General features: G+C 60.7%; 24 protein-coding genes. 17 read left to right on the top strand and 7 right to left on the bottom strand.

Going from position 1 to position 21997, the window contains the following annotated elements; translation table 11 throughout:
* The 3 genes from ABEL04_RS08660 to ABEL04_RS08650 form a co-directional block, all read left to right on the top strand.
* A partial coding sequence (locus tag ABEL04_RS08660) for a type IV secretory system conjugative DNA transfer family protein (protein WP_375801989.1) occupies positions 1-1244 on the top strand: 1244 nt, incomplete at its 5' end.
* 2 nt (positions 1245-1246) lie between these two features.
* Complete coding sequence (locus tag ABEL04_RS08655) at positions 1247-2131, top strand: replication-relaxation family protein (protein ID WP_375801988.1); 885 nt, start codon at positions 1247-1249, stop codon at positions 2129-2131.
* A gap of 104 nt (positions 2132-2235) precedes the next feature.
* Positions 2236-2631: a hypothetical protein gene (locus ABEL04_RS08650; RefSeq protein WP_375801987.1), complete on the top strand. Its 396-nt coding sequence runs from the start codon at positions 2236-2238 to the stop codon at positions 2629-2631.
* Here ABEL04_RS08650 and yidD read toward each other — a convergent pair.
* From yidD to ABEL04_RS08620, 6 genes are all read right to left on the bottom strand, one after another.
* A complete protein-coding gene (gene yidD, locus ABEL04_RS08645; protein ID WP_375801986.1) occupies positions 2600-2974 on the bottom strand; it encodes a membrane protein insertion efficiency factor YidD in 375 nt (124 codons plus the stop codon). The two genes, ABEL04_RS08650 and yidD, sit on opposite strands and share 32 nt — an antisense overlap.
* A complete protein-coding gene (locus tag ABEL04_RS08640; protein WP_375801985.1) occupies positions 2971-3198 on the bottom strand; it encodes a hypothetical protein in 228 nt (75 codons plus the stop codon). Before ABEL04_RS08640 ends, yidD begins: the two co-directional genes overlap by 4 nt.
* A gap of 235 nt (positions 3199-3433) precedes the next feature.
* A complete protein-coding gene (locus tag ABEL04_RS08635; protein ID WP_375801984.1) occupies positions 3434-4321 on the bottom strand; it encodes a replication-relaxation family protein in 888 nt (295 codons plus the stop codon).
* Between the two features lie 81 nt (positions 4322-4402).
* Positions 4403-5581 carry a type IV secretory system conjugative DNA transfer family protein gene (locus ABEL04_RS08630; protein WP_375801983.1) on the bottom strand — a complete coding sequence of 393 codons (1179 nt, stop codon included), beginning with the start codon at positions 5579-5581 and terminating at the stop codon, positions 4403-4405.
* 1112 nt (positions 5582-6693) lie between these two features.
* The gene (locus ABEL04_RS08625; protein ID WP_375801982.1) at positions 6694-8253 is read right to left on the bottom strand and encodes a hypothetical protein; all 1560 of its coding nucleotides are present in this window, start codon (positions 8251-8253) and stop codon (positions 6694-6696) included.
* Between the two features lie 423 nt (positions 8254-8676).
* Entirely contained in the window at positions 8677-9411 is a 735-nt protein-coding gene (locus tag ABEL04_RS08620) for a hypothetical protein (RefSeq protein WP_375801981.1), read from the bottom strand.
* Between the two features lie 702 nt (positions 9412-10113).
* Here ABEL04_RS08620 and ABEL04_RS08615 point away from each other — a divergent pair.
* Together ABEL04_RS08615 and ABEL04_RS08610 are read left to right on the top strand one after the other, a co-directional pair.
* On the top strand, positions 10114-10851 hold the full coding sequence (locus ABEL04_RS08615; RefSeq protein ID WP_375801980.1) for a ParA family protein: 738 nt from the start codon (positions 10114-10116) through the stop codon (positions 10849-10851).
* Positions 10848-11147: a hypothetical protein gene (locus ABEL04_RS08610; protein ID WP_375801979.1), complete on the top strand. Its 300-nt coding sequence runs from the start codon at positions 10848-10850 to the stop codon at positions 11145-11147. Before ABEL04_RS08615 ends, ABEL04_RS08610 begins: the two co-directional genes overlap by 4 nt.
* A gap of 138 nt (positions 11148-11285) precedes the next feature.
* Here the strand turns inward: ABEL04_RS08610 and ABEL04_RS08605 are convergent, their stop codons facing one another.
* A complete protein-coding gene (locus tag ABEL04_RS08605) occupies positions 11286-11438 on the bottom strand; it encodes a hypothetical protein (protein ID WP_375801978.1) in 153 nt (50 codons plus the stop codon).
* Positions 11439-11548: 110 nt separating this feature from the next.
* Between ABEL04_RS08605 and ABEL04_RS08600 the strand changes: the two genes are divergently transcribed.
* The 12 genes from ABEL04_RS08600 to cas1 form a co-directional block, all read left to right on the top strand.
* Positions 11549-11767 (top strand): hypothetical protein, encoded by a 219-nt coding sequence (locus ABEL04_RS08600; RefSeq protein ID WP_375801977.1) that lies wholly within the window; start codon positions 11549-11551, stop codon positions 11765-11767.
* Positions 11755-12207 carry a type II toxin-antitoxin system VapC family toxin gene (locus ABEL04_RS08595; protein WP_375801976.1) on the top strand — a complete coding sequence of 151 codons (453 nt, stop codon included), beginning with the start codon at positions 11755-11757 and terminating at the stop codon, positions 12205-12207. Before ABEL04_RS08600 ends, ABEL04_RS08595 begins: the two co-directional genes overlap by 13 nt.
* A gap of 95 nt (positions 12208-12302) precedes the next feature.
* Positions 12303-12563 (top strand): hypothetical protein, encoded by a 261-nt coding sequence (locus ABEL04_RS08590; RefSeq protein WP_375801975.1) that lies wholly within the window; start codon positions 12303-12305, stop codon positions 12561-12563.
* Entirely contained in the window at positions 12560-12787 is a 228-nt protein-coding gene (locus ABEL04_RS08585; RefSeq protein ID WP_375801974.1) for a hypothetical protein, read from the top strand. Before ABEL04_RS08590 ends, ABEL04_RS08585 begins: the two co-directional genes overlap by 4 nt.
* Before the next feature lie 362 nt (positions 12788-13149).
* Positions 13150-14205, top strand: coding sequence for a helix-turn-helix transcriptional regulator (locus ABEL04_RS08580; RefSeq protein WP_375801973.1), 1056 nt, complete (start codon positions 13150-13152; stop codon positions 14203-14205).
* A gap of 57 nt (positions 14206-14262) precedes the next feature.
* Positions 14263-14595, top strand: coding sequence for a WYL domain-containing protein (locus ABEL04_RS08575; protein WP_375801972.1), 333 nt, complete (start codon positions 14263-14265; stop codon positions 14593-14595).
* Between the two features lie 24 nt (positions 14596-14619).
* The gene (gene cas3, locus ABEL04_RS08570; RefSeq protein WP_375801971.1) at positions 14620-16875 is read left to right on the top strand and encodes a CRISPR-associated helicase Cas3'; all 2256 of its coding nucleotides are present in this window, start codon (positions 14620-14622) and stop codon (positions 16873-16875) included.
* Positions 16876-17127: 252 nt separating this feature from the next.
* A complete protein-coding gene (cas5c, locus tag ABEL04_RS08565; RefSeq protein ID WP_375801970.1) occupies positions 17128-17793 on the top strand; it encodes a type I-C CRISPR-associated protein Cas5c in 666 nt (221 codons plus the stop codon).
* Positions 17794-17832: 39 nt separating this feature from the next.
* Entirely contained in the window at positions 17833-19533 is a 1701-nt protein-coding gene (gene cas8c / locus ABEL04_RS08560) for a type I-C CRISPR-associated protein Cas8c/Csd1 (protein ID WP_375801969.1), read from the top strand.
* 44 nt (positions 19534-19577) lie between these two features.
* Positions 19578-20447, top strand: coding sequence for a type I-C CRISPR-associated protein Cas7/Csd2 (gene cas7c / locus ABEL04_RS08555; RefSeq protein ID WP_375801968.1), 870 nt, complete (start codon positions 19578-19580; stop codon positions 20445-20447).
* A gap of 159 nt (positions 20448-20606) precedes the next feature.
* Complete coding sequence (cas4, locus tag ABEL04_RS08550; protein WP_375801967.1) at positions 20607-21230, top strand: CRISPR-associated protein Cas4; 624 nt, start codon at positions 20607-20609, stop codon at positions 21228-21230.
* Between the two features lie 76 nt (positions 21231-21306).
* Positions 21307-21997: CRISPR-associated endonuclease Cas1 (gene cas1, locus ABEL04_RS08545; RefSeq protein WP_375801966.1), on the top strand; the 691-nt coding region annotated here is incomplete at its 3' end.

Genomic DNA, 21997 nt, shown 5'->3' with positions numbered 1-21997 from the left:
CGACCCTGCTTACGTGGCTGGCCTTTCAGGACATCACCGACGGCCAGGGCGTGGCGTTTCTGACCCCCGAGGCGGAGACGATCGAGCAGGATCTCCTCCCACACATTCCGAGGCGTCGGCGGGACGACGTGATCTATTTCAACCCGGCCGACGAACGCTGCCGGTTTTCCTTCAATCCCTTGCACCGAGATCCCGGCGACGACATCGACCGCAAGGTAGAAGCGGTGTTCACCTCGCTCACCCGCCTTATGGAGAGCGGCTCGGCCCGGATCAACCAGATCCTTCGGCAGACGATTTACGCCCTAGTAGAGCTTCCTGATACGACGCTGCTGGACATCCCGAGGCTCTTAGATCGGGAGAATCCCCATTATCGCAAACAGGTGATCAGCCGGCTCGAAGACGAGCAGACAAAGCACTTCTGGAAGAGCACGTACCCGGGGCTTCCCTCGAACGCTCACGTCCCCATTCTCACCCGGCTCGCGAAGTTCATTCGGCCGCGGAGCGTGCGCAACGTGCTGTGTCGGTCGGGGCAAGGACTGGACTTTCGGGAGGTCATCGACTCCGGAAAGATTTTGCTTTGCAACCTCTCGGACGGCCTTCTGGGCGAGGCCGTAAGCCGGATTCTCGGCGGCCTCATCATGTCGGAGCTCCAGCTGGCGGCCGTCAGCCGGGCCGACGTTCCGGAAAGCGACCGCCGGCGGTGTTACGTCTACCTCGACGAGTTTCACAGCTTCACTGCCCACGCGAACGTCTCCTACGAGAAGCTCCTGTCGAGGGCCCGCAAGTACCGGCTTCCCCTCACCCTCGCCCATCAGCAGACCGGACAGATCTCCACCGACCTGGTGCGGGAGATCTTCGGCAACGCTAATACGCTGGTTTCTTTTCTCGTCAGCCGGCGCGACGCCAATCGCATAAGCCGGGAGTGCATCCGGGACGATGTGCCGGGACGTCAGACAGTTGATCCGGAGGAGCTGGTGACGCTGGGCGTCGGGGAGTCGTTCGCGAAGGTCGGAACACATGCCTTCCCGATGCAGGTGACTGCGACCCTAGAGAGCTTCGAGAAAGACCTGGCCGTCAAGGATCAAATCATCGCCGACTCGCGCCGAGACAAGGCGGATCGAGCCACCGAAGTTGCCGAGGCCGGATCCGACTACGATAGCAGCCCGGCCGCGTCGGACGCTGGCGACGCGGACGTGCCGACAGACCCGTTTGCCGATCTTGACGATCCGCAAGACCTCTACTGACCATGCCCTCGCCCAAGATTACCGACCGGGATATTCGGGTCGTCCACAGCGTCTACCGGTACAAGTACCTGAGCGCCTCCCAGATCCAGAGGCTCCACTTTCCGTCGGAAACGACCCGGAACCGCCGGCTGCGGCGGCTGATCGAGGAGGAGCTCGTCGAGCCGTTCGAGATCATAAACATCCCGGAGCGCATCTTTCGGATTGCCCGGGAAGGCGCGCGGCTCGTCGCGTCTCGGCTCGGGGTGGACGTCGAGGATCTCCTATGGACGCCCTCCACGAAGACGCCGAAGGACTACTACTTCATGCGTCACCACATTCGGCTCAACGACGTCCGGATTGCGCTGGAGCTTGGAACCGAGGAAGGGCCCGTAGACTTGCGGGGCTTCATCCCCGAGTACTACGGCACGAAGGAGGAGTCGGGGACAGTGCGCAAATACGTCCGGGACGCTACCTTCGGAATTCAGAACCCGGAGGAGCGCATTCCCCACACGCCGGACGCGGCTTTCTGCCTGGAAAAAGCGGGTAGCCCGGCACTCTTCTTCCTGGAGGCCGATCGCGGCACAGAGACGCTCTCAAACCCCCAGAAAGGCGTCCTGAAGATGATCCGATTCTACATCGGCTACCTAGCGGACGGCGGCTTCGAAGGCTACAGCGAAGACTTCAAGACCGAGGAGCCGTTTGACTCATTTCGAGCCCTGATTGTCACGACCTCTGAGGAGCGAATCCAGAACATGCGCGAGGCGGCCTCCTCCCTGCCCCGGAAGGCCCGCCGGGGGCTACAGATGCTCTGGTGTACGACCTTCGAGACGCTCTCCGCCGAAACGGTCTTCGATCGGATCTGGATCTCGCTCGACGAGGAGGACGAGGGCATGTACACGATCGCCTAGCGCTTGCAACTCGGCCACGCGGCGGTAATTTTTTTTGTGCGTGTAAATTCACAAGAAGCCAACACTTCCCCATCGCCGCTTTTGAGCATCGAAACGAGAGAGCCGTGGCGCAAGATTTCAACTTCTCAGAACACCTCTCGGAGGTTTTCTGGCAGGAAACCCTGTGGCACAACGCCCTCCGGGGCGTCGGGGCAGGCATTGTCTGGGGGACGTTGATGCTTTTTACCGATAACGTAGGGGAGGCCCTGCGGATGATGGTGATGCTGCCGGTTGCGTATCTTCTCTTCTTTCTTCCGGTCGGGCTTTTGGCCGCGTGGCTCTCGTCGATGTCCGTCCCGCTTGTCGGGCTGATTGCGGCATTCTTTTCGCTGATTGTAGCGGTCGGGGATCCGCTGGTGTATGCACTCAGCAAATTCAGGCCCGAGTGGGTGCCGGTCGACCGGCCGGACTTTTTTTCGCTGCGGATCGTCATCTTCGTGCTGTCGCCGTTTGCGGAGTAGCGGCACTTGGGCCGGGATCATCACGACCGTTGAGAGACGCCTGGAGCCGCTCTGCGGCGTCTCGGTATGGGGCGAGCACGTGGGAGGCTGCCTCGCTTTCATCGATCGACGAGCCATCAGCAAGCCTCACGCGCAAGACATTGCCTTCTGAATAGACGGTATATCCGGGTCGACACTTACGGAGACGATCGATCAGGGCGCGCATCCCTGCCCGAGCCCCACGAGTGCGTGTCGTCTCGTAGACGTGGTGTGAGCACGTTATCCGGAAGATGCATTGTCCCCGCCACTTCTCCGGAAAGAAGCGCCAGTAGCACCGGATGGCAAAAAGAAGCAGGTCTCTCATTTCCGAAAAATGACCATCGTGATCGTAAAGGTTTGAGGCTCGGTCTCGCCAAATCCAAAGCACCCGCTCGACCCGGCCTGATACGTTTGTATTTGCTCGAAGTCGACGAACTCCCAGCCGTCCTCGGCCATCGATTCGATTAAGCTCTGGAGGTTTGCCGCGGCATCTTCACCACCCTCGTGGCTTTTGATGTCAGCGCTGAAGGGAACGACTCGATATTCCATCGGAGGTGTGGAATCGATGAGGGACGATAGTTACGTGGATTCTTCCTGCTGTTTATTCAATCAAAAAATAAGGAACCAAGTTAGAAATATCACACGCGAAGTATGTTGGGGGGGTTGAACAAAGCCGTGCTGGTAGAAAATCTATCCCCCCTTCCCGGCTGCGGCCACCTCGCCCAATATGCAGCTCGGATGCAAATTCAAAAGCGGGCGCAATTGAGCAAAAAGAGGGCGAGGGTCACCCAAGGAGCGTTTTCTTGCTCCTGCGGCCGGACGTAAGCGGTACGGTAAGCGGGTCTTCGCCGCCGAGGAGCGTCTCTTTCTGAACGAACAGAAAAAGCCCGGTGCCGTCCCCCTCGAAGAAGTGCTCGCTGGCCTCCAGGCACCGCCGGAGACGCTTGTCGCCGTCGTAGCCGGTAGCAAGAACAAAGAGAGCGCGGGCATTGCGGATACCAAGCTCTTCCTCGAAGCGGTTGGGGCCCTGCTCCGCGCTCCACGACGCGAAGTACTGGAGCTGCTTCTTGAAGATCGAGGAGCGGTTCAAATCCCGGCTCTTGACCGGCATGTTCTGCCGGTCGGCCTCCAGGAAAAACCAGTTCGGCTTTTCCCCAGCCTCGGTTTCGATGCCGAAGAGCCGGTCCGGCTCGATGGATTTTCGGTAGTGATTTCCCTCGTGCTCAAATGAGACAGGCCACCGGAGCGGATGGCCGCCCACTGTGTAGTATTTGTCTCGGGCGGGCTCCGGGGCCTGTTCCTCAAAAAATTCCGGCTGGGAGATAAACCAGGCGTCCTCTCGCCGGCGGCAGGCCAGGTCGATCGCCACTGTGACGTCTGAAACCAGAAGCGTGTGCTCGATAAATCGGGGGCCGAGCCGTCGGTTTTTCTGGGTATAGTCGACGCTCGGTCGGGGAAGCCCAAACCGGCGGTTCAGCAGGTCGGCCCCCTCGTTCCCGAGGGCATAGACGGCCTCCTCGTGGGGTCTGCGGCCCGGAAGCCGGTAGAGAAACCTGTGCTCGAAGAGCTTCTTGAGCCGGCGCAGCAGGTACCGGCTCCCGCCGAACAGCGGCAAGATGTGGCTGCGGGAGCGCAGAAGCCGGTGATGGCGCACCGCGCGGATAATGTTCACATCTCGCGGTTGGATTTGAAAGCCCATTGTGGGGCCATATTATAGCAGCCGACTGGATTCTTCCGGCCACCGGGACATCCGTTAGAGTCCTGGCTCGACCACCTCCCGCTCCCGGGTAAACCGCCGGCGCGACTCGCGAATGATCGTTTGCTTTCGGCCGCCCCCGCGGTCGTTTTCGATCGGCGGCAGCATCGTCGCCCGGAACGGCTCGGTCGAGGGGCCCTCCCGGACGCCTTTCACGTAAGCATCGAACCGGTCGAGTTCGGTAAACTGCTCGGCCCGGAAGGCCCCTCCGAAGTGACGTTCCATCACCGGCCCGTCGGCCCCGCCGACCCGAAAAGAGAGGGTCGTGCCGACATTTCCGAAGATGGCATCTTGGATTTCACCCGTCAGCTGAGCGGTGTACTGGTTGGCCAGCACGAGGCCGAGGCCATGCTTTCGCGACTCGGCGAGGATCGTCGCAATCCGCTCGGTGGTGAACCGGTGGCACTCGTCGAGGATCAGCGTAAACGGAACCGGGCCCTGATTGGGTGGACCCGTTCGCCCTAAGGATGCGATTTGGAACCAGGTGGACAGAAACGAGCCGAGGATGTCGGCCGCCGCCGTCCCGATGCTGGAGAGATTGGCAATCAGAATGCGCCGCTCGTCCATCATGAAGCGCGGGTCGATGGTCGAGTGGCGCTGTCCAAGGATGCCTCGAAGTACCGGATCCGCACGGAGCCGTCCCACCTTGTTCTGGATTGGAGAGATGGCCTCTGTCTGAAACTGACTCCCGTACTCATCAAACTCCTCGCGCCAGAACGCCACGACGGCCGGATCCCGGACTTGCTCGATCATGCGGCCTCGGAAGTCCGGGTCAGCAAGAAGCCGCGGCACGTCCAGCACAGTACCTCCGGCGGCCGCGATCGTCCGCAAGCAGTTGTACAGGATCCAGTCCATCCGCGGGCCCCAGCTGTCGGCGTAGAGCCCGCGGAGCACCTCGACGACACTGGCGGCAACGAGGTGCTCATTTCCCTCACTGACCTCCAGCAGATTGATCCCGATCGGACGGGCCTCGTCCTGGGGGTTGAAGTACACGACGTCGCGGATTCGGGAGCTGGGAATCGCCTCCAGAAGCGCCTCGGCCTCTTCCCCGTGCGGGTCAACGAACGCGACTCCTTCCCCGGCAGCGATAAGCTGCAAAGCGACGTTATACAGCGTCGTACTCTTGCCCGTCCCGGTTTGGCCAATCACATAGGCGTGCCGAAGAAGGTCAGACACGCCAATCTCAAACGGCCGGCGCCCGCCGGCCCACCCGTGCCGTTTGCCAACCGCGAGGCGGGTCTCCGTTGTACTGCTCCTCGGCACATCGGCCGCCGATCGTCCCGCAACGAACCGAACAAATCGGCGTGTCCGATTCATCCGAGACGAGCCGCAAGACCGATTCTGCAGGCTCGTCTTCACCGCGACCGGTACGTTCGGGCCGGTGCAGTGAGGTAGGACCGGCGGCCGATCTATCAACGAACAGTCCGTCTTCCATTGTAGCAAAGGTCCCCTCAGCGGATGGACTATAAATTGCCGTTATTGCGCGTGAAAACCCACCGACCAGACCGTGCAATAACGGAGACGCATGATCGGATGACACTCGCCCCCTCCTTCCTACCGGTAAATGAGGCGTGGAGCACGGCTTGACGGGGCCCGTGAGCGCCGAAAGATTATAGTTATTCGGGGAGTCGTCCGATCAAAGAAGCGTGAGAGCGTCTCCTTCTGAAGAATTATCCTTGCATACAGGCCGACGCGTGTGAGACAGGTCGTAGAACCAGTCAGGGGTAGTGCCCCGCCGTCGGCGCCGGCGGAGGCTGGCGCGAAGCAGAAGCCGAGGCCGAGCGGCCGACTTCGGCCCGCAGGTGGAGGCGCACCGGCCCGTCTTTCGGGGTGCGCCGAGACCCGCAGCCGACACATTTCTGAGACAGACATGAGGTGTCGGTGCGGGTCGAAGTCGGGCGCGATCAGCGCCCGACGGCGGGTGCCCGTAATCCCCCAAGCCGTAGGGCTTGGGAGCAATAACCAGTAGTCATTTCCCTCTGCATGCCCAGCATGCAGGGATGCATGTGGGGTGACACTTCGTATCGGACTACCGAGTTGTCGTTTTGGACGTGGCCTGTGGGATCGGTGTCCTTGGTAGTGTGCCGGGAACTCATCCTGGGGACTCAAATCGGCTATACCTCCTCCTGAAGGCGCCTTCTCTGCCGAAACGTTTGAGAGAGTTTTCCTTATTCTGCCACAGACGGCGTTATTTTCGCTCTCTCGTCCGTTTCGCGGCTAAATGACCTTCCCTTCATCTCTTCCATCCTACAAGCCTTGAGACTACATGTGCGCGTCCTGTGGGGGAATCACTCCACGTCGTCGCGATCGTTGAGCAGTTGTTCGAGGTGATTGTAGTAATCAGGCCGGAACGGAAGTGACTTCGGGTCGATCTCCTCTCCCCTGTAGACGGTCTGCAGGAGCTCCTCGTTGTCTTCCCGAATCCGTCTCATAATTTCGTCCTCTATCTCCTCCTGGTCGTCTTCGGGAAGAGCCGCGAGTCTATCGTCAAGATTTTGCTTCCGTTCTTCTTCTTCCTGTCGCCTTTGCTCCTCCTCCTGCTTCTTCTTCCGTTTCCGCTCGGCGGCCTTGGCCCGGGCCTGTTCTTCGGCCTTTCGCTCCTCGCGAGTCTTGAATCCTTCTGGTGTTGAGTAGTCATCTCGGATTGCACTCACCAACCACGCCGCCGGTTTATTCGGCGTGTTGTCGTTCCTACTCAGGTGCTCAAGGTGGTCGAGCTGTCGAATGACGCGCTCTTCCGGGAAGGTATCGACGAGCTTTTGTGCCTGGTGCGAGCTGACACCGAGTTCTATAAGATCGCGGGTGAGTTCAGATGCGTCCTCGGTATCAGGATGCTCATCTTCTCCAGCGTCCTCGGTGATTCCCTCTTCCCTGCTCTGGGTGCCAGGAGCGAGGGCCCGCAGGTCGAACTTGTTTTCAAGTTCGAGTCGCCCGTTTCGATACTCCTCTCGGGCACGCTCTCCCGGATAGTAGTGAATGAAAAACTGGGTCGGCCCGTCCGTCTTCTTCTCCTGCACCCAATCGACCTTCTCGATGTAGCCAGTTTCTCCCAGTGCCTCGTGTGTTCTACTCAGTTGTTGCTTGACGCGCGAGAGGTATCGACGGCGTTTGATGTCTCCAATGGAGACGATGTCGTCGTAGTCTACTTTTGCGTACGGATTGTTGTGCTTGAAGGTACCGGCAAATCGGTACCCGAGGTGTTTGTACAGCTTCGTCGCCACGTAGCTTTTGTTGTGCAGGTACTTGAAGTACTCGAAATCGATCGGACGTAAGTTTCCGCTGTTGAGGCTGTCCAGGTAGAAATCGGAGAGCCATACCCTCGTTACGCCTGCACGGTCGCCGGTTTCTGGGATGGTCTCTCCGTATCCGATCACGCGGTCGTAGAGATTGACTGGATCCGGATAGAATGACCGTCGCCGCCCGTCCCCGTCGACGAACGAGTTCTTTACCACGATATTGGCCGTCCGAATTGCGTACAATGCGTTCCAGATCTCCTCAATGTTTGGCCCGCTGGGCTCTATCTCAAGCCGTTCACAGAGGTTGTAGTAACTGAAAGAAACGGGATTCTCGAACGGGAGTCCCTCCTCGGTCACCATGTCCAGAATCGCCGCGTGAACGGCCTCGGCAAACGGACCGGGATATCCGTACTCGACATCTGCGGTTACCTTCCAGAGAATCTCCAACGTCTCATCATCCTCCTGAAAGACCCGCTTGTACGTAAGACTGTCACGCTTCTTGGCGTGAGTAATCGAACTGGTAAAGTACGGGAGCCGTGCGAGGTTGAGCTCGCTTGCGATGTATCGCTCTTGCTCTGGGGTCACTGCCTCGTTGGGGTTTTCTGATTCCATTATTGAAAATATCACACCACCAATCTCACGTAGTATTATAGCAGTCCTCTGGCTGGTCCGGCGTGGATTATTCAGGCGGCGCTTTCTCTGGTGGTGTTCTGTTACATAACTCTGTAATAGCTCTGTAGCGCGGCGATTTTCCGATAAACCATTGAGATTGAGCGGTTTATCGGAAACCGGATTTAAACGCTACTACGAGGTTTCTTAAACGCTACTACGATACGACTTAAACGCTACTACGAGGTTTCTTAAACGCTACTACGATACGACTTAAACGCTACTACGAGGTTTCCTGCGTAGGCATAGGGTCGCTTGACTAGTCACGGGCGCGGTGGCGTCGAGGGTGCCGTAAGGTAATAGCAACTCTGTTCGTATGAAAACCGCTCCCTATGATCGGTTACCAAGTGCACGCCGCGCCTGGGTTCAACTCCCGTTCTCGTCGGTGCTTTCCTTCTTCGCGTCCAACCGATCAAGCCGTTCCAGCTCGGCGATGATTTCCCGCCGGCGGCTGCTCTTGAACCACTTCCCTTCCAGTGATTTCAGCTCTGCAAGCAGTTGTTGCCGACGCCGCTCGCGCTTCTTCTGCCGATCCTTTTCCTTCTGCAACTCTCTAATCTTCTGCTCCTTCTCGGCGGCCTCTTTGATTTTCTCCTCGTGCTCCCGTTGCACCTCTTTCGGGTCGCGACCGTCGGTGATCAATTTGAGATTCTGCCGGAGTGAAGAGATGGTCTCATCCTTCGATTTGATGACCTCGTCTTTCGCCTTTTGTACCTGCCGGTTGGACTCCTGCAGGGCTTCGATAAGTTGGGTCTTGAGCTGGTCATCGGCGGTATTTTTTTCCGTTTTCGTTCTTCGGTTTTTCGGGGGGTTCTGCGAGGCTTTACGATCCGATTTTGCAGCGTCTTGCTGGTTTCGCAGCTCGTTCTCGAGGGTTGCTCGGATCTCCGGTATCGTCTTCCCCTCGCGTTTGAGCTGACCGATGTGATCGAATACCTTCAGCCCGTTGTCGCTGTAGAAGAGCTGATTATTATTGCCGTACTGGCGGTACGGGTCAAGGAAATCGGAGAGCTTGGAGCTACACTTATCGATGAAGTGCCGCGGGAGGCTGGTGCGCTCCCGGATGTCCTCGGTGGTGTGTTTGTACGTCCTTTGGGCCATGATGTCGGTGTTTCGGCGTTACCACCCGGCCTTGCGAGAACTCCCATAAGGGTTTCTGGCAAAACCGAAAGAACCGCTTATCTCAGCCATTTCGGACTCGGGTGTTGGATCGCAAGACGTCGTAAATCCGATAGCAAAACCGAGATGGCTATCGCTTTCCAGCGTACCCGACCAACAGCCGTGCGTCAATCTTGCACTTGTTGATAGATAGACGGGAGAGCAATACGGCAGAGGTGAAGCGATTGCTCGGGAAAGCGGGGAAGGGAAGTGCGCCCGAGCAATGAAGGATATCGGCAGGGGGCCATAAACGAGACCCCGGACCCTCGAAAGCCATAACTAATGTGGCCGACGGAGAGCTCATTGGCCGGCAACGAGCCGTCGTACACCGTAGAGGTGGTATACCCTGTCTGGCCGGAAACATCCGTAACAGAGAGTATTTACGGCTTCTCAAGACGAAATCAGCACCGCAGGCATGCCGACGATCGGTGAAGGAAGGGGAGTGAGGTAGCAGCTCATGCGATCAGGCAGGGAAGAGGGGAGGGGCATAATCGAGCGGATAGGTCTCGATATCCCAGGCAACGTAGTCACAGCAGGGAGGAGATGTGGAGGGGACAGGCTGATCTAGTAAGGAGGTTGACACTCTAGAATTCCGGGAATACCTTGATTCATGAACAATGGTCCATGATCCAGGAATCATGATTCATGAAGACATTTTCATTGCTTAACCAGAAGGGGGGAACCGGGAAAACAACCTCTGCGGTGAGCCTCGGGGCTGTATGGGCAGAAGAGGATCGTGACGTGTTGCTTGTCGACCTCGATCCACAGGCAAGTCTGTCCCGATGGATCGGCACGTCGAAGCCTCAGTGTGCTCGTTTCCTGAAAGAAAAGATTGGCGTTTCCGAAGCTGCAGTCGGTACCGATTGGGAGCATTTGGATCTAGTTCCAGCCGATCGGTCACTGGCTGGCTTGGAAGATTTCCGGGCCGGGAAACTCGTCAGACGCCTTGAGTCGCTTCTGGCGGCCGCTGAGACGGTGTATGATGTCTGTCTGGTTGACCCCCCTCCTTCAACGGGATCGCTTGTCCTGACGGCTATGCTCTCCGCAGAAGGCATTATAGCCCCGGTGCAGACCGGACAAGGGGCTCTTGATGGACTAACCGATACGATGGGCCTTATTCGTCAGGTCGGCGGTACGTTTGAAGGAGCCTTCGCGTGTCAAGTCGATATTCGTACGGTCAATGACTCACGGGTGCCGGAGCTGCTCAAAGACAAACTAGGAAAGAACGCGTACGATACGTTCATTCGCGAAACTGTCCAGGTGAAGGAGGCCGAGGCCGAGCACATTCCTCCACCTGTGTACGCTCCGGACGCAACGGCGACAGAAGACTACCGGAATCTCGCTACTGAGATCATGACAAAGACCACGGAGGTGGCAGCATGAGCAAGGAATCGAAACTGAGCCTGACAGTCCCCGAGGACGAGGACATCTCCTACGACGACTCGCAGATTGACGAGCAAACGAGCGAGTATGCGGATCGTAAGCGCGTCCCGTTCTCGACGACACTGAACGCCGGGCTCTATGAGAAGCTCAAGGCGATCCATTTTTATGACGACATCATGATCTCCGACATTGTCAACAGAGCGATTCATCTGGCGGTTGAGCAGTTGGAAGAACGTCGCGGGGAGGCGTATGACGTTCCCGGCCCGCTCCAGATCGATGAGAATAATGGATCATGATTCATTATTCATGGTTCATGATTTTTCTTCTACTTGAGCGCGGCTGAAGCATCCGCGCTTAGCCCTTATCCCGGACTGGTGGAGTAGGGAAGAGGGGATAGGTGTGATATAATGGAGCCAATGAAGAACAACCTGTTACTACAACACGCGCTCCATAGGCTTCTCATGCTTCCGGAGGAGAAGCAGGAAGAGCATGCGGAGGCAATACTGGAGCAGCTTGAAGAGGACGCAGTGCACATCGAGTGAGGGAGAATTTTCGCTCCGAATCGGAAACGAGGATTCCTCGTTCATCGGGTTCGCAATCCTTTAGGCTTTGGAGCGGGAATCTACTTTACAACCATCGCCTGGGTGGTGTAGTATGCATGCAAACGGAAATCGGAACGTTGATTTAGGAGCCAGTCATGACGAAAACAGCCCAAAAACTTATAGAGGAGCTTCAGAAGCTCCCAGAAGATCAGCAAGACGAAGTGGCAACCCCGCTTCTGAAACAGCTGAAGGAGCTGCGCAGAGCAGAGGCCCGGCCGCTCACGGAGATGATTGGAGCGGGACCGGGATTGTATGAGAGCCCCGACCAAGTCGATGAGAAGATTCGTAACCAGCGAGAAGAATGGGACTACTAGACGAAATCGAAGGCTCCCGGGTTTATCTGGACACAAACGTATTTATCTATGCAGTCGAGGGATTTGACCGCTTCAACGAAGTGATAAGCACGCTTTTCAGTGCGATTGATCGAGGGGAAATCGAAGCGATCACGAGTGAGCTTACGCTCGCTGAAGCACTCGTCGAGCCCTTCAGGGAAGGAAATGAGAGGTACCAACAGATCTACCGGGAGACGCTGCAGGACAGAGCCTCGTTTCGTCTCGTGCCAGTTACTCGACCGCTCCTTGTAGAATCAGCCCGCCTTCGTGCCTCGACAGGGCTTCGGCTACCAGATGCGATTCACCTGGCTACGGCCCGAGAGGCGGAGTGTACCACGCTGGTCGCGAACGACGATGATTTCGAGGATGCTCCTGAGATGAACGTCGTGATACTCTCGGAGGTGATATCCGATTCGTCGTGACGTAAGTGCACGGTCTTCGGAAGGCGCTCACCACGGACAGTGGTTTCGAGCAGGCTGGCTTCACCCCGCTGCTGACTGGGTAATTCTCAACACTCATGACCACCCTTACAATCACTCTCAAAGAGGACCTCGAACAACAGATTGAGCAGTTTGCCGACGGATCTGGCCTCAGTCTGGAGGAGGCTGCTGTTGAGCTTCTTCAACGGACCGCCGACATCCGGAGACTTCGCGCGTTACGAAAGAAAGGTCGCGAGTACGTGAAGCACGCCAGCGTCGAGAGTAAGGAAGACATTCACAAAGCTGTGCAGGAGTGGCGAGAGGAAACCCCGGATAAAGCTGCTGGGGAGAGGGCATGACCAAGACAGCGAAAAAACTTATGGCCGAACTCAAAAAGCTCTCTGAGGAGGAGCAGGAGAAGTATGCGGCACTGTTCCTGAAGGAGCTAGAGGCCGATCGTCGGTGGGAGAGGCTGCTCTCTCAAACAACAGAGAAGCAGTGGGACAAGCTGACATCCGAGGCGATTGAGGAGGCCGAGAGAGGAGAGTTGGTTCCGCTTGAGGAGACGCTGGGAATCGAGTAGTAACGACCTATTCCAGCGCAGGGTCCAAGATTGCTCACCTGGCCGGTGAGCTTTTTGTTTTTGCGAGAGAGTAGGAAGTGAGCATGTCCTCGAATAGCCTATCGAGCAATACGACGACCGCCCATTGCACGTGGGCGAGTGGGATTGAATATCAGCACTTGGTCACATATCTTCACTTTTGCGTCACATTAGTCCCATCCGAGGGTTCTCTCCAGCGATCTGCAGGGGTTGAGAGATTAAGGTTTAGGGACCGGCCTCTTCACCCGGACACGTCACGTCCCCACTGTAAGGGAGGCCTGTTAAGTTGTCTTGATCGGAGTTCCTATCCTGGTTAGGGCCTCTTACACCGGTGCTCAATTCTCATGGAAATCGATTCCCGTTCCACGCAAGGACAGCTCCTGGACCTCCTGCGGGATGGCCATACGCTGACGCAGGCGGAGATGACCGAAAGGCTCCCTATTGACTCAAAGCGACAGGCCCGCCGCCTCATTGGCCGTCTCCGGGAAGCCGGCGTGCCCGTCAAGGAGCGGCGGAGCGGACGCGAGAAGGAGTACCACCTTCCGCCGGAGGCCTGGCGGGCGGGCGACATACAGCTGAAACTAACGGAACGCGAGGCGCTGGCGCTGATGCTCGCCGTAGAAGCGGCACGGTCCGGCCTCGGTCCGAATCCGCTGGCGGAAGCGCTCGACGAAGCTGTCGGTCAGCTTGTAAAGGAGCTCCCCAGCTCGGTTGACACTTTCGAACCGACGGCTCTCATCGGTCATCTTCACTTCGGAGAGGCCGCCTCCGTCGACGTCGATCCTGATGTATTCATGGCTCTAGTCGACGCGCTTAGCAACCGCCGAGCCGTTCTTATCGATTATTACGCCGCGAGCAGCGATACTTATCACGAAGGCCGGCACGTCCATCCCTGGGCGCTGGCCGTGCGCGGGGAGGCCTGGCTGTGCGTGGCCCGTGACCCGACGAAAGACGCCCTGCGGGACTTCAATCTAACGCGCATCGACGACGTACGGCCCCACGATACGTCGAGTCCGGGAGGAGACTACGCGATCCCGGACGAATTCGACCTGGAGCTCTATTTCATCGACCGATTTGAGGCACTCGATGATGAGGATGTCTACCGCGTGCGCCTGCTCGTAGAACCGGACCGAGTGCCCTACTTCGAGTCCAAAAAGTATCACCGCACGCAGCAGATCCACGCGAAGGAGGCGACGGGCGACCACGTGGTGGTGTCCTACGAGGTAGCCGGATTGGAAGAGATCGCGGCGTTCGTGCGGTCGTGGGGCATCGGCGTAAAGGTTCTCCATCCGCCCGAGCTCGCCGAACGGATCGCCGAGGAGGCCCAGCGTGTGGCTGCTCGCTACGACGACGCATCGGAACGCTATACGACCCCGGACACCGATCGTCCGGAGTCGTGAGGGGTCTTTCGTATCCTATGGCTCCATCATCCCGTTGCCGATCCGGTCCCTCTGCCGATGCCCGCTTCCGATGCCGCCGACCCTCCGGACGAGACGAACACAGAATGCCACTCGGTCCACGTTCGCTTCGCCCCGTCGCAGGGCCGTCGCCTTCGTCGTTCCGAGCCTTTTCGGGCTGAGGACGGCCCCTCCCTCTGGGTAGAACGTCCGGTGCTCATGGAGCGGGTCGACGGCACGTACGATCTGATCGGCACCACCGCCCATCTCGACGCCCTTGTGCGGTGGGTGCTGAGCCACGGGGCTGATGCCGAGGTGACGGGGCCGGACCGGCTGCGGCGACGAGTAGCCTGTGAGGCGTGGCGGATCTGGACGAAATACACCGATGAATAATCGTCTCCAAAATGCAGTGGCCCGATGGCCGATTCGCTCCACGACCTCATTGCCCATTCCGCCCCCGAGGACGGTGGCGAGCCGCAGTCGCTCTACTGCCACGCCCGGAACGTGGCGGGGATGGCAGCTGAGTTCGCTGCTCCATTCGAGTCGGAGACCATTGCCCGCTGGCTCGGCTGGTGGCACGACGCCGGAAAAGCCCATCCGGCGGTGCAGGACTACCTGACGGCGGACGATCCCTCGCCTCCGGGGCCCGACCATTCAAGTGTAGGGATGCTGAAGGCCGACGAGGTGATGGGTCTTCTCGCGCACAACATCGCGGGCCATCACGGCGGACTCGCGAATCAGAGTGGCGAGAATGGGCTGAGCGACCGAATTCGATCCAAGCGCACGGACGACCGTATCGGCGAAGCGTTAGCCCTCGCCGAAACGCTCGTTGCGGCACACGCTCCCTCGATTGGGGCAAGGGATCTGCCCGGTTTTCTTCAAGAACTTGGTGCGGAGTCTCGAACGAAACGAGGATACGAGTTTTGGCTCCGCATGCTGCACAGCGCGCTGGTAGACGCCGACTGTCTCGACACCGAACGCCACTTCGATCCGGAGCGCTTCGCGGCCCGCGAGACCGAGGATTCGATTTCCGACCTCTGGGCGCAGTTTGAGGAAAACCAGCGAGCCCTCATGGCGGAGGCCGAGCCGACCGTCGTCAACCGACGGCGCCGGGACGTGTACGAGGCCGCCATCGACGCGGCGGAACAGCCGCCGGGCGTCTTCTCGATGACCGTGCCCACCGGGGGCGGCAAGACGCGCTCCGCAATGGGCTTCGGCCTGCGACACGCGCGGGCCCACGACAAGAACCGCGTGATCGTGGCGCTGCCCTACACCAGCATCATCGAACAGAACGCCGACGTGTACCGCGAGATTTTTGGCGAGCAGGTGGTGCTGGAACACCACAGCGCCGTGCGGGCCGAGGCCGAGCCCGGCGACGAGGCCCCGCCCGAGCGGTGGCGTCGCCTCGCCACCCAGAACTGGGACGCGCCCGTCGTCGTCACGACGACCGTGCAGCTGCTGGAGAGCCTGTTCACCAACCACAACGGGCGCCTCCGCAAGCTGCACCGCCTGGCCAACAGCGTCGTCGTGCTCGACGAGGTGCAGACGCTTCCCCCGCGCCTGATGAACGCCACGCTCGACGGGCTGCGCGAGCTGAAGGCCCACTACGGGGCGTCCATTCTCCTCTGCACGGCCACACAGCCCGCGCTCACGGAGCGGCCCGGCTTTCCGGAGGGCCTCGACGAGCGAACGGAGATTGTGCCGGATCCCGCCGGGCTGTACGACGACCTGCGCCGGGTCGAGTACGACGTGCAGGTCGACGCGCCGTGGACCTGGACCGACGTGGCCGACGACCTGATGGCGCACCGGCAGGCGATGGCCGTCCTGAACACGAAGGACGACGCGGCGGCCGTCCTCGACGAACTGCCCGCCGATCCGTCGATCCTGCACCTCTCCACCCGCCTCTGCGGGGCGCACCGGCGGCGCGTGCTGGCGGAGGTGCGATGTCGGCTTCAAGACGATGAGCCGGTCCGGCTGGTGGCCACGCAGGTGGTGGAGGCGGGCGTCGACCTCAGCTTTCCGCGCGTGCTGCGCGCCCTCGGGCCGCTGGACTCGATCATCCAGGCCGCCGGGCGCTGCAACCGGGAGGGGGAGCGGGACGTGGGGGAGGTTACTGTGTTTCGACCCGCTGCCGGCGACAAGCCCTATGGCAACACCCCGCAAGGAGCGTACCTCAGGGGGTGCAGCATTGCCTGGCAGCTCTTCCAGAATGACCCCGATCTCGACCTCCACGATCCGACCGTGCCCCGCCACTACTTCCGGCAGCTCTACGACTCCAGTGACCTCGACGAGGCCGACGTGCAAACGCTCCGCGCCGAGTTTCAGTTCGAGCAGGTGGCCGACGAGTACCGCCTCATTGAGGACGACACGACGCCGGTGGTGGTGAACTACGGGGACGGCTGGTCGATTCTCGACGACGTGGTCGAGACCGCCGAGCACACCGAGTTTGTAAATCGCGCCGACGGGCGCCGCCTCCAGCCCTACACCGTGAGTCTCTACGAGCACGCCCTGGACGAGGCGGTGCGCAAAGGCAACGCCCACGAGCTGGTGCCCGACCTCGACCTGTGGCGGTGGGACGGGGGGTACGACGCCGGGTCGCTGCACGAAGGAGGGACGGACGGGGGGCGGGGCCTGCATACGGAAGGACCGACAACTGACAACCTCATTGTATAGCGCTAACAGGAAACCAGATATGCCTCCTGCCATTGGCATCGCTAGCACTCGGAGTAGAGTGAGGATTGAAAGATGCTCGCGTAGCTTACTGCTGAAAGATAGGCGGCACCTCCAGAGAATGGAGGTGCCAAGGATGCCCGAAACACTTCATGCAAGCGTAACTTACATAAAAACGCATGGCAAGCAGATGTCCTCGAGGAGGGGTGATAATCCTCCCCGGGCTGCGTGTCAAGATAAAGATCGTCAAATACGATGGCCGACTTTTCTCCTCTCCAGGTTCGTGTCTCCGGTCGTTGGGCCTGCTTCACGCGTCCTGAAATGAAGGTGGAGCGCGTGTCGTACGACGCCATGACGCCCTCCGCTGCTCGGGGCGTGCTGGAGGCGATTTTCTGGAAGCCTGCGTTCGAGTGGCGGATCCGGCGCATCCACGTGCTCAACCCCATCCGGCGCGAGTCCATCCTGCGGACGGAGGTCAACAGCGTGCAGTCGGCCCGCTCGGCCCGGAGCTGGGCCAAGAAAGACGGCGTGGGCGGCTACCGCGCCGACGACGACCACACGCAGCGCCACACCCTCGCCCTCCGCGACGTGGCCTACCTCATCGAGGCCAACGTGCACCTCGTGGGCTACGGAAAAGACGAGCACCCGGCCAAGTACCGCGATCAGTTTCGCCGCCGCGTGGCCCGCGGGCAGTGCTTCCACCGGCCCTACCTCGGCTGCCGCGAGTTTGCGGCCCGATTTGCGCTGCCGTCCGGCGACGAGTCGGCTATCGACCGCTCCGAGGGCCTGGGCCGCATGCTCTTCGACCTCGACTACGAGGCCGACGACGATAGAAACACGCCGATCTTTTTCCGCGCCCGCCTCAACGACGGCGTGCTCCACGTGCCGCCGGAACTGTACGAGAATCGCCACTCCGCGTAACGCCACTCCTCGCCTTTTGCTCGCAGGCCCCGCCGATTCATGATTTTAGAACGTCTCCGCGACTTCCACGAGCGCATTGAGGACGAGTTGATTCCCTCCTACCACAAGGAGAAGGGTTGTCGGTGGATCCTGGACATCGATGAAGAGGGGACCTTTCGCGGCTTCGTCGAAACGGGCCGGACGAAGCGCAAAGCGACGAATTACGTGGCCCCCCACATGCGGCGATCCGGTCGAACGCCCCCGCCGTACCTGCTGGTTGACAAACCGGCGTACGTTCTGGGTCTGCCGCGCAACGAGAAAGAGAAGTGGAAGAAAAAGGCGGCGCAACGCCACGAGAACTACGTCGCCCTCGCCGAAGAGTGCGCCGACGCCGTGGATCACCCTGCCCTGAAGGCCTACCTCACGTTTCTGGACGCTCACGTCGACGACGCCCTCGCCGATCCGCACACCGAGGACATGAAGAAGGGGGACCTCATCATTCCCCGTGTGGACGGCACGCTGTTGACGCAGATTCCAGAGGTCCAGCAGTTCTGGATCCAGCGACAGGACGCCGAGGCCGCCGAGAAGAGCACGCTGACCACCGAGTGCACGGTGTGCGGCGAAAAACGACCTGTCATCCGGACGGAGCCGGTGGAGCTTACGCTCGGGCCCGACCGCGTGAACGTCATCACGGGCAACGAAAAGGCGTTCCTGTCCCACGACCTGGAGCAGTCGGAAATTTCGCCGGTCTGCCAGCCCTGTGCCCGAAGCTACGGGGAGGCCCTCCGTTACCTCCTGGAAAAGGACCGGCACCACCTCCGCCTTGCCGACGTGACGTGGGTGTACTGGACCGATCGAGAAACGGATTTCGATCCGATGACCTCGATTGCGGAGGCGAATCCACGGGACGTAGAGACCCTCCTGGAGGCAGCGTATGGGGCCTCGAAGCCGGGCGAGGTCGAGACCGCTCGCTTCTACGCCGCCGCCCTCACGTCCAACATTTCGCGGCTCGCCGTGCGGAGTTGGGTCACGTCGACGGTCGAAGAGGTGCAGCACAACGTGAGTCAGTACTTCGAGCGCATGCGTCTCGTAGGGCGGGACGGGCCCCGCTACCACGGGCTCTACGCCCTGGCCGGTAGCACCGTCCGCGACCTCGACGACCTGCCGCCGCAGACGAACGAAACGATCCTCAGCCACGCCCTCACCGGGCGCCGACTTCCGAAATCCCTGATGCACCAGGCCACCCAGCGCGCCCGGGTCGAAGGGAGCGTCACCCACCCGCGGGCCGCTCTCCTCAAGCTCGTTCTCCTCTCGAATCAACCCGACAACGCCGATCCCATGGTCTACGAATCGCTCAACCCCAACCACGACAACCCGGCCTACCACTGCGGCCGCCTGCTGGCCGTCCTCGAAAACATCCAGCGCGAGGCCGTCAATCCGAATACGACGCTGGTAGATCGCTACTACGGCACGGCCTCCACGGCCCCGGCCTCCGTGTTCGGCAACCTCATGCGCAGTGCCCAAAGCCACCTCAGCAAGCTCCGCCGCGACAGCGAGAAAGGCGGGCTTGGCGTCTACTTCCAGAAGCAACTGGGCGAGATCATGATCGAACTGGACGAACGAGGCGGCTTCCCCAACACGCTAAGCGCGCAGGACCAGTCCCTCTTCGCACTGGGCTACTACCAGCAGCGGCACCGCACCGGTGAATCGAGCGACGACGATGCGTCCGATACGCCCGAACCGGCCAAAGCCGCCGCGTAGTAGTCTCCTCTCGTTACCCTCCTCATTACTGATTTCTCCATTCCATGCCAGACCCTCACCTCGATCCCGACAAGCGCCACGACTTCGTGTATCTGTTCGACGTCGAGGACGGAAACCCGAACGGCGACCCCGACGCCGGCAATTTGCCGCGCGTGGACCCCGAAACCATGCAGGGCCTCGTGACCGACGTGGCCGTGAAGCGCAAAATCCGCGACTATATCGACGCCTCCGTCGGTGGCGACGAGGACTACAAGATTTACATGCAGCACCAGGGCGTACTCAACGAGCAGCACCAGCGCGCCTACGACGAGCTCAACCTCGATTCCGACAATCCCTCCCGCGAGGACGTGGACGAGGCTCGGGCGTGGATGTGCCAGAACTTCTACGACATCCGTACCTTCGGCGCCGTTATGTCCACCGGCGTGAACGCCGGGCAGGTGCGCGGGCCCATGCAGCTGACGTTCGCCCGATCCGTCGACCCGGTGGTGCCGATGGACGTGTCGATCACCCGCGTCGCAATTACTCGTTCGGACGACGCCGAATCGAAGGAGACGGAGATGGGGCGGAAGGCCATCGTGCCCTACGGCCTGTACCGCGGCCACGGGTTCTACAATCCCAAGCTGGCGGAGGACACTGGCTTTGGGAGCGACGACCTCCAACTCTTCTGGCAGGCCCTCCAGATGGGCTGGGAGCTGGACCGTTCCGCCTCCCGTGGGTTCGTAGCGTTGCGCGGCCTCTACGTCTTCACCCACGACAATCCTCTCGGCAACGCCCCGGCCCACACGCTCTTCGACCGCGTGGAGGCCGACCTGACCGCCGACGTGGAGGCGCCGCGGAAGTTTGGGCACTACGACGTGACGGTGGAGGACGACGACCTCCCCACCGGCGTTACCCTTACCCGAGTGTTGGGTTGAGGGGTAGCGTCGGATTGCCAAACCGACGCAGGGGGCTGGGGGCTTGAATGTGGGCACCGTTCAGCGACCAGAGTCTACGAGGCGTCGTGGTGGACGCTTACGCCGACGTATGATCGGTCATTCCAATCGCTGCCAGCGCCAAATAACGCACAACACGCCATGTCCGACGCCCCCGAGCCCCGCCTCATGATTTCGGCGCTGGAGCACTACGCGTACTGCCCGCGGCAGTGTGCCCTCATCCACGTCGAGCAGAGCTACCAGGAAAACGTGTACACCCTGCGGGGCAACCGAGACCACGACCGCGTGGACGAACCGGAAACCGAGCTCCGCGACGACGTGCGAGTGGAACGGGCGCTGCCCCTCTACTCCGAGGCCCTCGGCCTCACGGGCCGGGCCGACGTGGTGGAGTTCGACGACGGCACGCCCTACCCCATCGAGTACAAGCACGGCGAGCAGCGGCGCCACGAGCCGGGACGCATTCAACTCTGCGCGCAGGCCCTCTGCCTGGAAGAGATGATGGACGGGGAGGTGCCTGCCGGGGCCCTCTATCACACCGGGGCACATCGGCGCCAAGAAGTGGTGTTCACCAAAGAGCTCCGGACGGATACGCGCGACGTCATTGACGCCGTGCGGGCGCAACTCCGGGACCAGCACGTACCGTCCCCCGTCAACGACGATCGCTGTCCCCCGTGCTCGCTGCAGACTGTGTGCATGCCCGAAACCGTGGATACCCCCGAGCGCCAACGTCACGAGACTGATCGCCTGTTTGCCGCGGAGGACTGACTGCCCCGGTTGAGGTCCACGCCACGGAACTCTCGTCCATTCCACGTTCCCTACTCCCAATTCCGCACTCGCACCCGTGCGCCAGCTCCTCAACACGCTCTACGTCACCACCGAAGGGGCCTACCTGCACCTCGACCACGACACCGTGCGCATGGAGGTGGAGGGCGAGACGAAGGCTCAGATTCCGCTGCACCACCTCGGCGCCATCGTCGGCTTCGGCAACGTGCTCGTGTCGCCGGCGCTCATGGGGCGCTGTGCCGACGACGGGCGGGCCGTCATTTTCATGACGCGCACCGGCCGCTTCCGGGGGCGCGTCGTGGGGCCGCAGACCGGCAACGTGCTACTGCGAAAGGCCCAGCACGAGCAGTCCGAAGCCCCCGCGACCGCCCGTGAGATTGCCCGGGCCATCGTGGCGGGCAAGATCAAAAACAGCCGCCGCCTCGTGGTGCGGGCCGCGCGGCGGGCGGAGGGGGCCGTCGCGAACGAAGCGCTCGACGAGGCCAAGGACGAACTGGCCACGTCGCTGCGCCTGCTGGAGAAGGAGGAAGCGCTCGACGGCGTGCGGGGCCACGAGGGGACGGCTGCGAAAGAATATTTCGACGTGTTCTCGCACCTGGTTCGACAGCAGCAGGACGCATTCCGTCTCGATGAGCGCACGCGCCGCCCGCCGCGCAGTCGGCTCAATGCCGTGTTGTCGTTTCTGTACACGCTCCTCTGCAACGACTGCGAGGCCGCCGCCGAGGGCGTGGGGCTCGATCCGCAGATCG

This window comes from Salinibacter sp. (genome assembly GCF_042218895.1).
Lineage (GTDB): Bacteria > Bacteroidota > Rhodothermia > Rhodothermales > Salinibacteraceae > Salinibacter.
The sequence above is the reverse complement of the archived record's forward strand: the minus strand, read 5'-3'. Positions and strand labels throughout refer to the sequence as shown.

Coding starts and splice junctions, on each gene's coding strand:
- ABEL04_RS08655 (WP_375801988.1), top strand. CDS start 1,247: ATGCCCTCGCCCAAGATTACCGACCGGGATATTCGGGTCGTCCACAGC.
- yidD (WP_375801986.1), bottom strand. CDS start 2,974: ATGAGAGACCTGCTTCTTTTTGCCATCCGGTGCTACTGGCGCTTCTTT.
- ABEL04_RS08640 (WP_375801985.1), bottom strand. CDS start 3,198: ATGGAATATCGAGTCGTTCCCTTCAGCGCTGACATCAAAAGCCACGAG.
- ABEL04_RS08625 (WP_375801982.1), bottom strand. CDS start 8,253: ATGGAATCAGAAAACCCCAACGAGGCAGTGACCCCAGAGCAAGAGCGA.
- ABEL04_RS08620 (WP_375801981.1), bottom strand. CDS start 9,411: ATGGCCCAAAGGACGTACAAACACACCACCGAGGACATCCGGGAGCGC.
- ABEL04_RS08615 (WP_375801980.1), top strand. CDS start 10,114: ATGAAGACATTTTCATTGCTTAACCAGAAGGGGGGAACCGGGAAAACA.
- ABEL04_RS08610 (WP_375801979.1), top strand. CDS start 10,848: ATGAGCAAGGAATCGAAACTGAGCCTGACAGTCCCCGAGGACGAGGAC.
- ABEL04_RS08605 (WP_375801978.1), bottom strand. CDS start 11,438: ATGAACGAGGAATCCTCGTTTCCGATTCGGAGCGAAAATTCTCCCTCA.
- ABEL04_RS08600 (WP_375801977.1), top strand. CDS start 11,549: ATGACGAAAACAGCCCAAAAACTTATAGAGGAGCTTCAGAAGCTCCCA.
- ABEL04_RS08595 (WP_375801976.1), top strand. CDS start 11,755: ATGGGACTACTAGACGAAATCGAAGGCTCCCGGGTTTATCTGGACACA.
- ABEL04_RS08590 (WP_375801975.1), top strand. CDS start 12,303: ATGACCACCCTTACAATCACTCTCAAAGAGGACCTCGAACAACAGATT.
- ABEL04_RS08585 (WP_375801974.1), top strand. CDS start 12,560: ATGACCAAGACAGCGAAAAAACTTATGGCCGAACTCAAAAAGCTCTCT.
- ABEL04_RS08580 (WP_375801973.1), top strand. CDS start 13,150: ATGGAAATCGATTCCCGTTCCACGCAAGGACAGCTCCTGGACCTCCTG.
- ABEL04_RS08575 (WP_375801972.1), top strand. CDS start 14,263: ATGCCCGCTTCCGATGCCGCCGACCCTCCGGACGAGACGAACACAGAA.
- cas3 (WP_375801971.1), top strand. CDS start 14,620: ATGGCCGATTCGCTCCACGACCTCATTGCCCATTCCGCCCCCGAGGAC.
- cas5c (WP_375801970.1), top strand. CDS start 17,128: ATGGCCGACTTTTCTCCTCTCCAGGTTCGTGTCTCCGGTCGTTGGGCC.
- cas8c (WP_375801969.1), top strand. CDS start 17,833: ATGATTTTAGAACGTCTCCGCGACTTCCACGAGCGCATTGAGGACGAG.
- cas7c (WP_375801968.1), top strand. CDS start 19,578: ATGCCAGACCCTCACCTCGATCCCGACAAGCGCCACGACTTCGTGTAT.
- cas4 (WP_375801967.1), top strand. CDS start 20,607: ATGTCCGACGCCCCCGAGCCCCGCCTCATGATTTCGGCGCTGGAGCAC.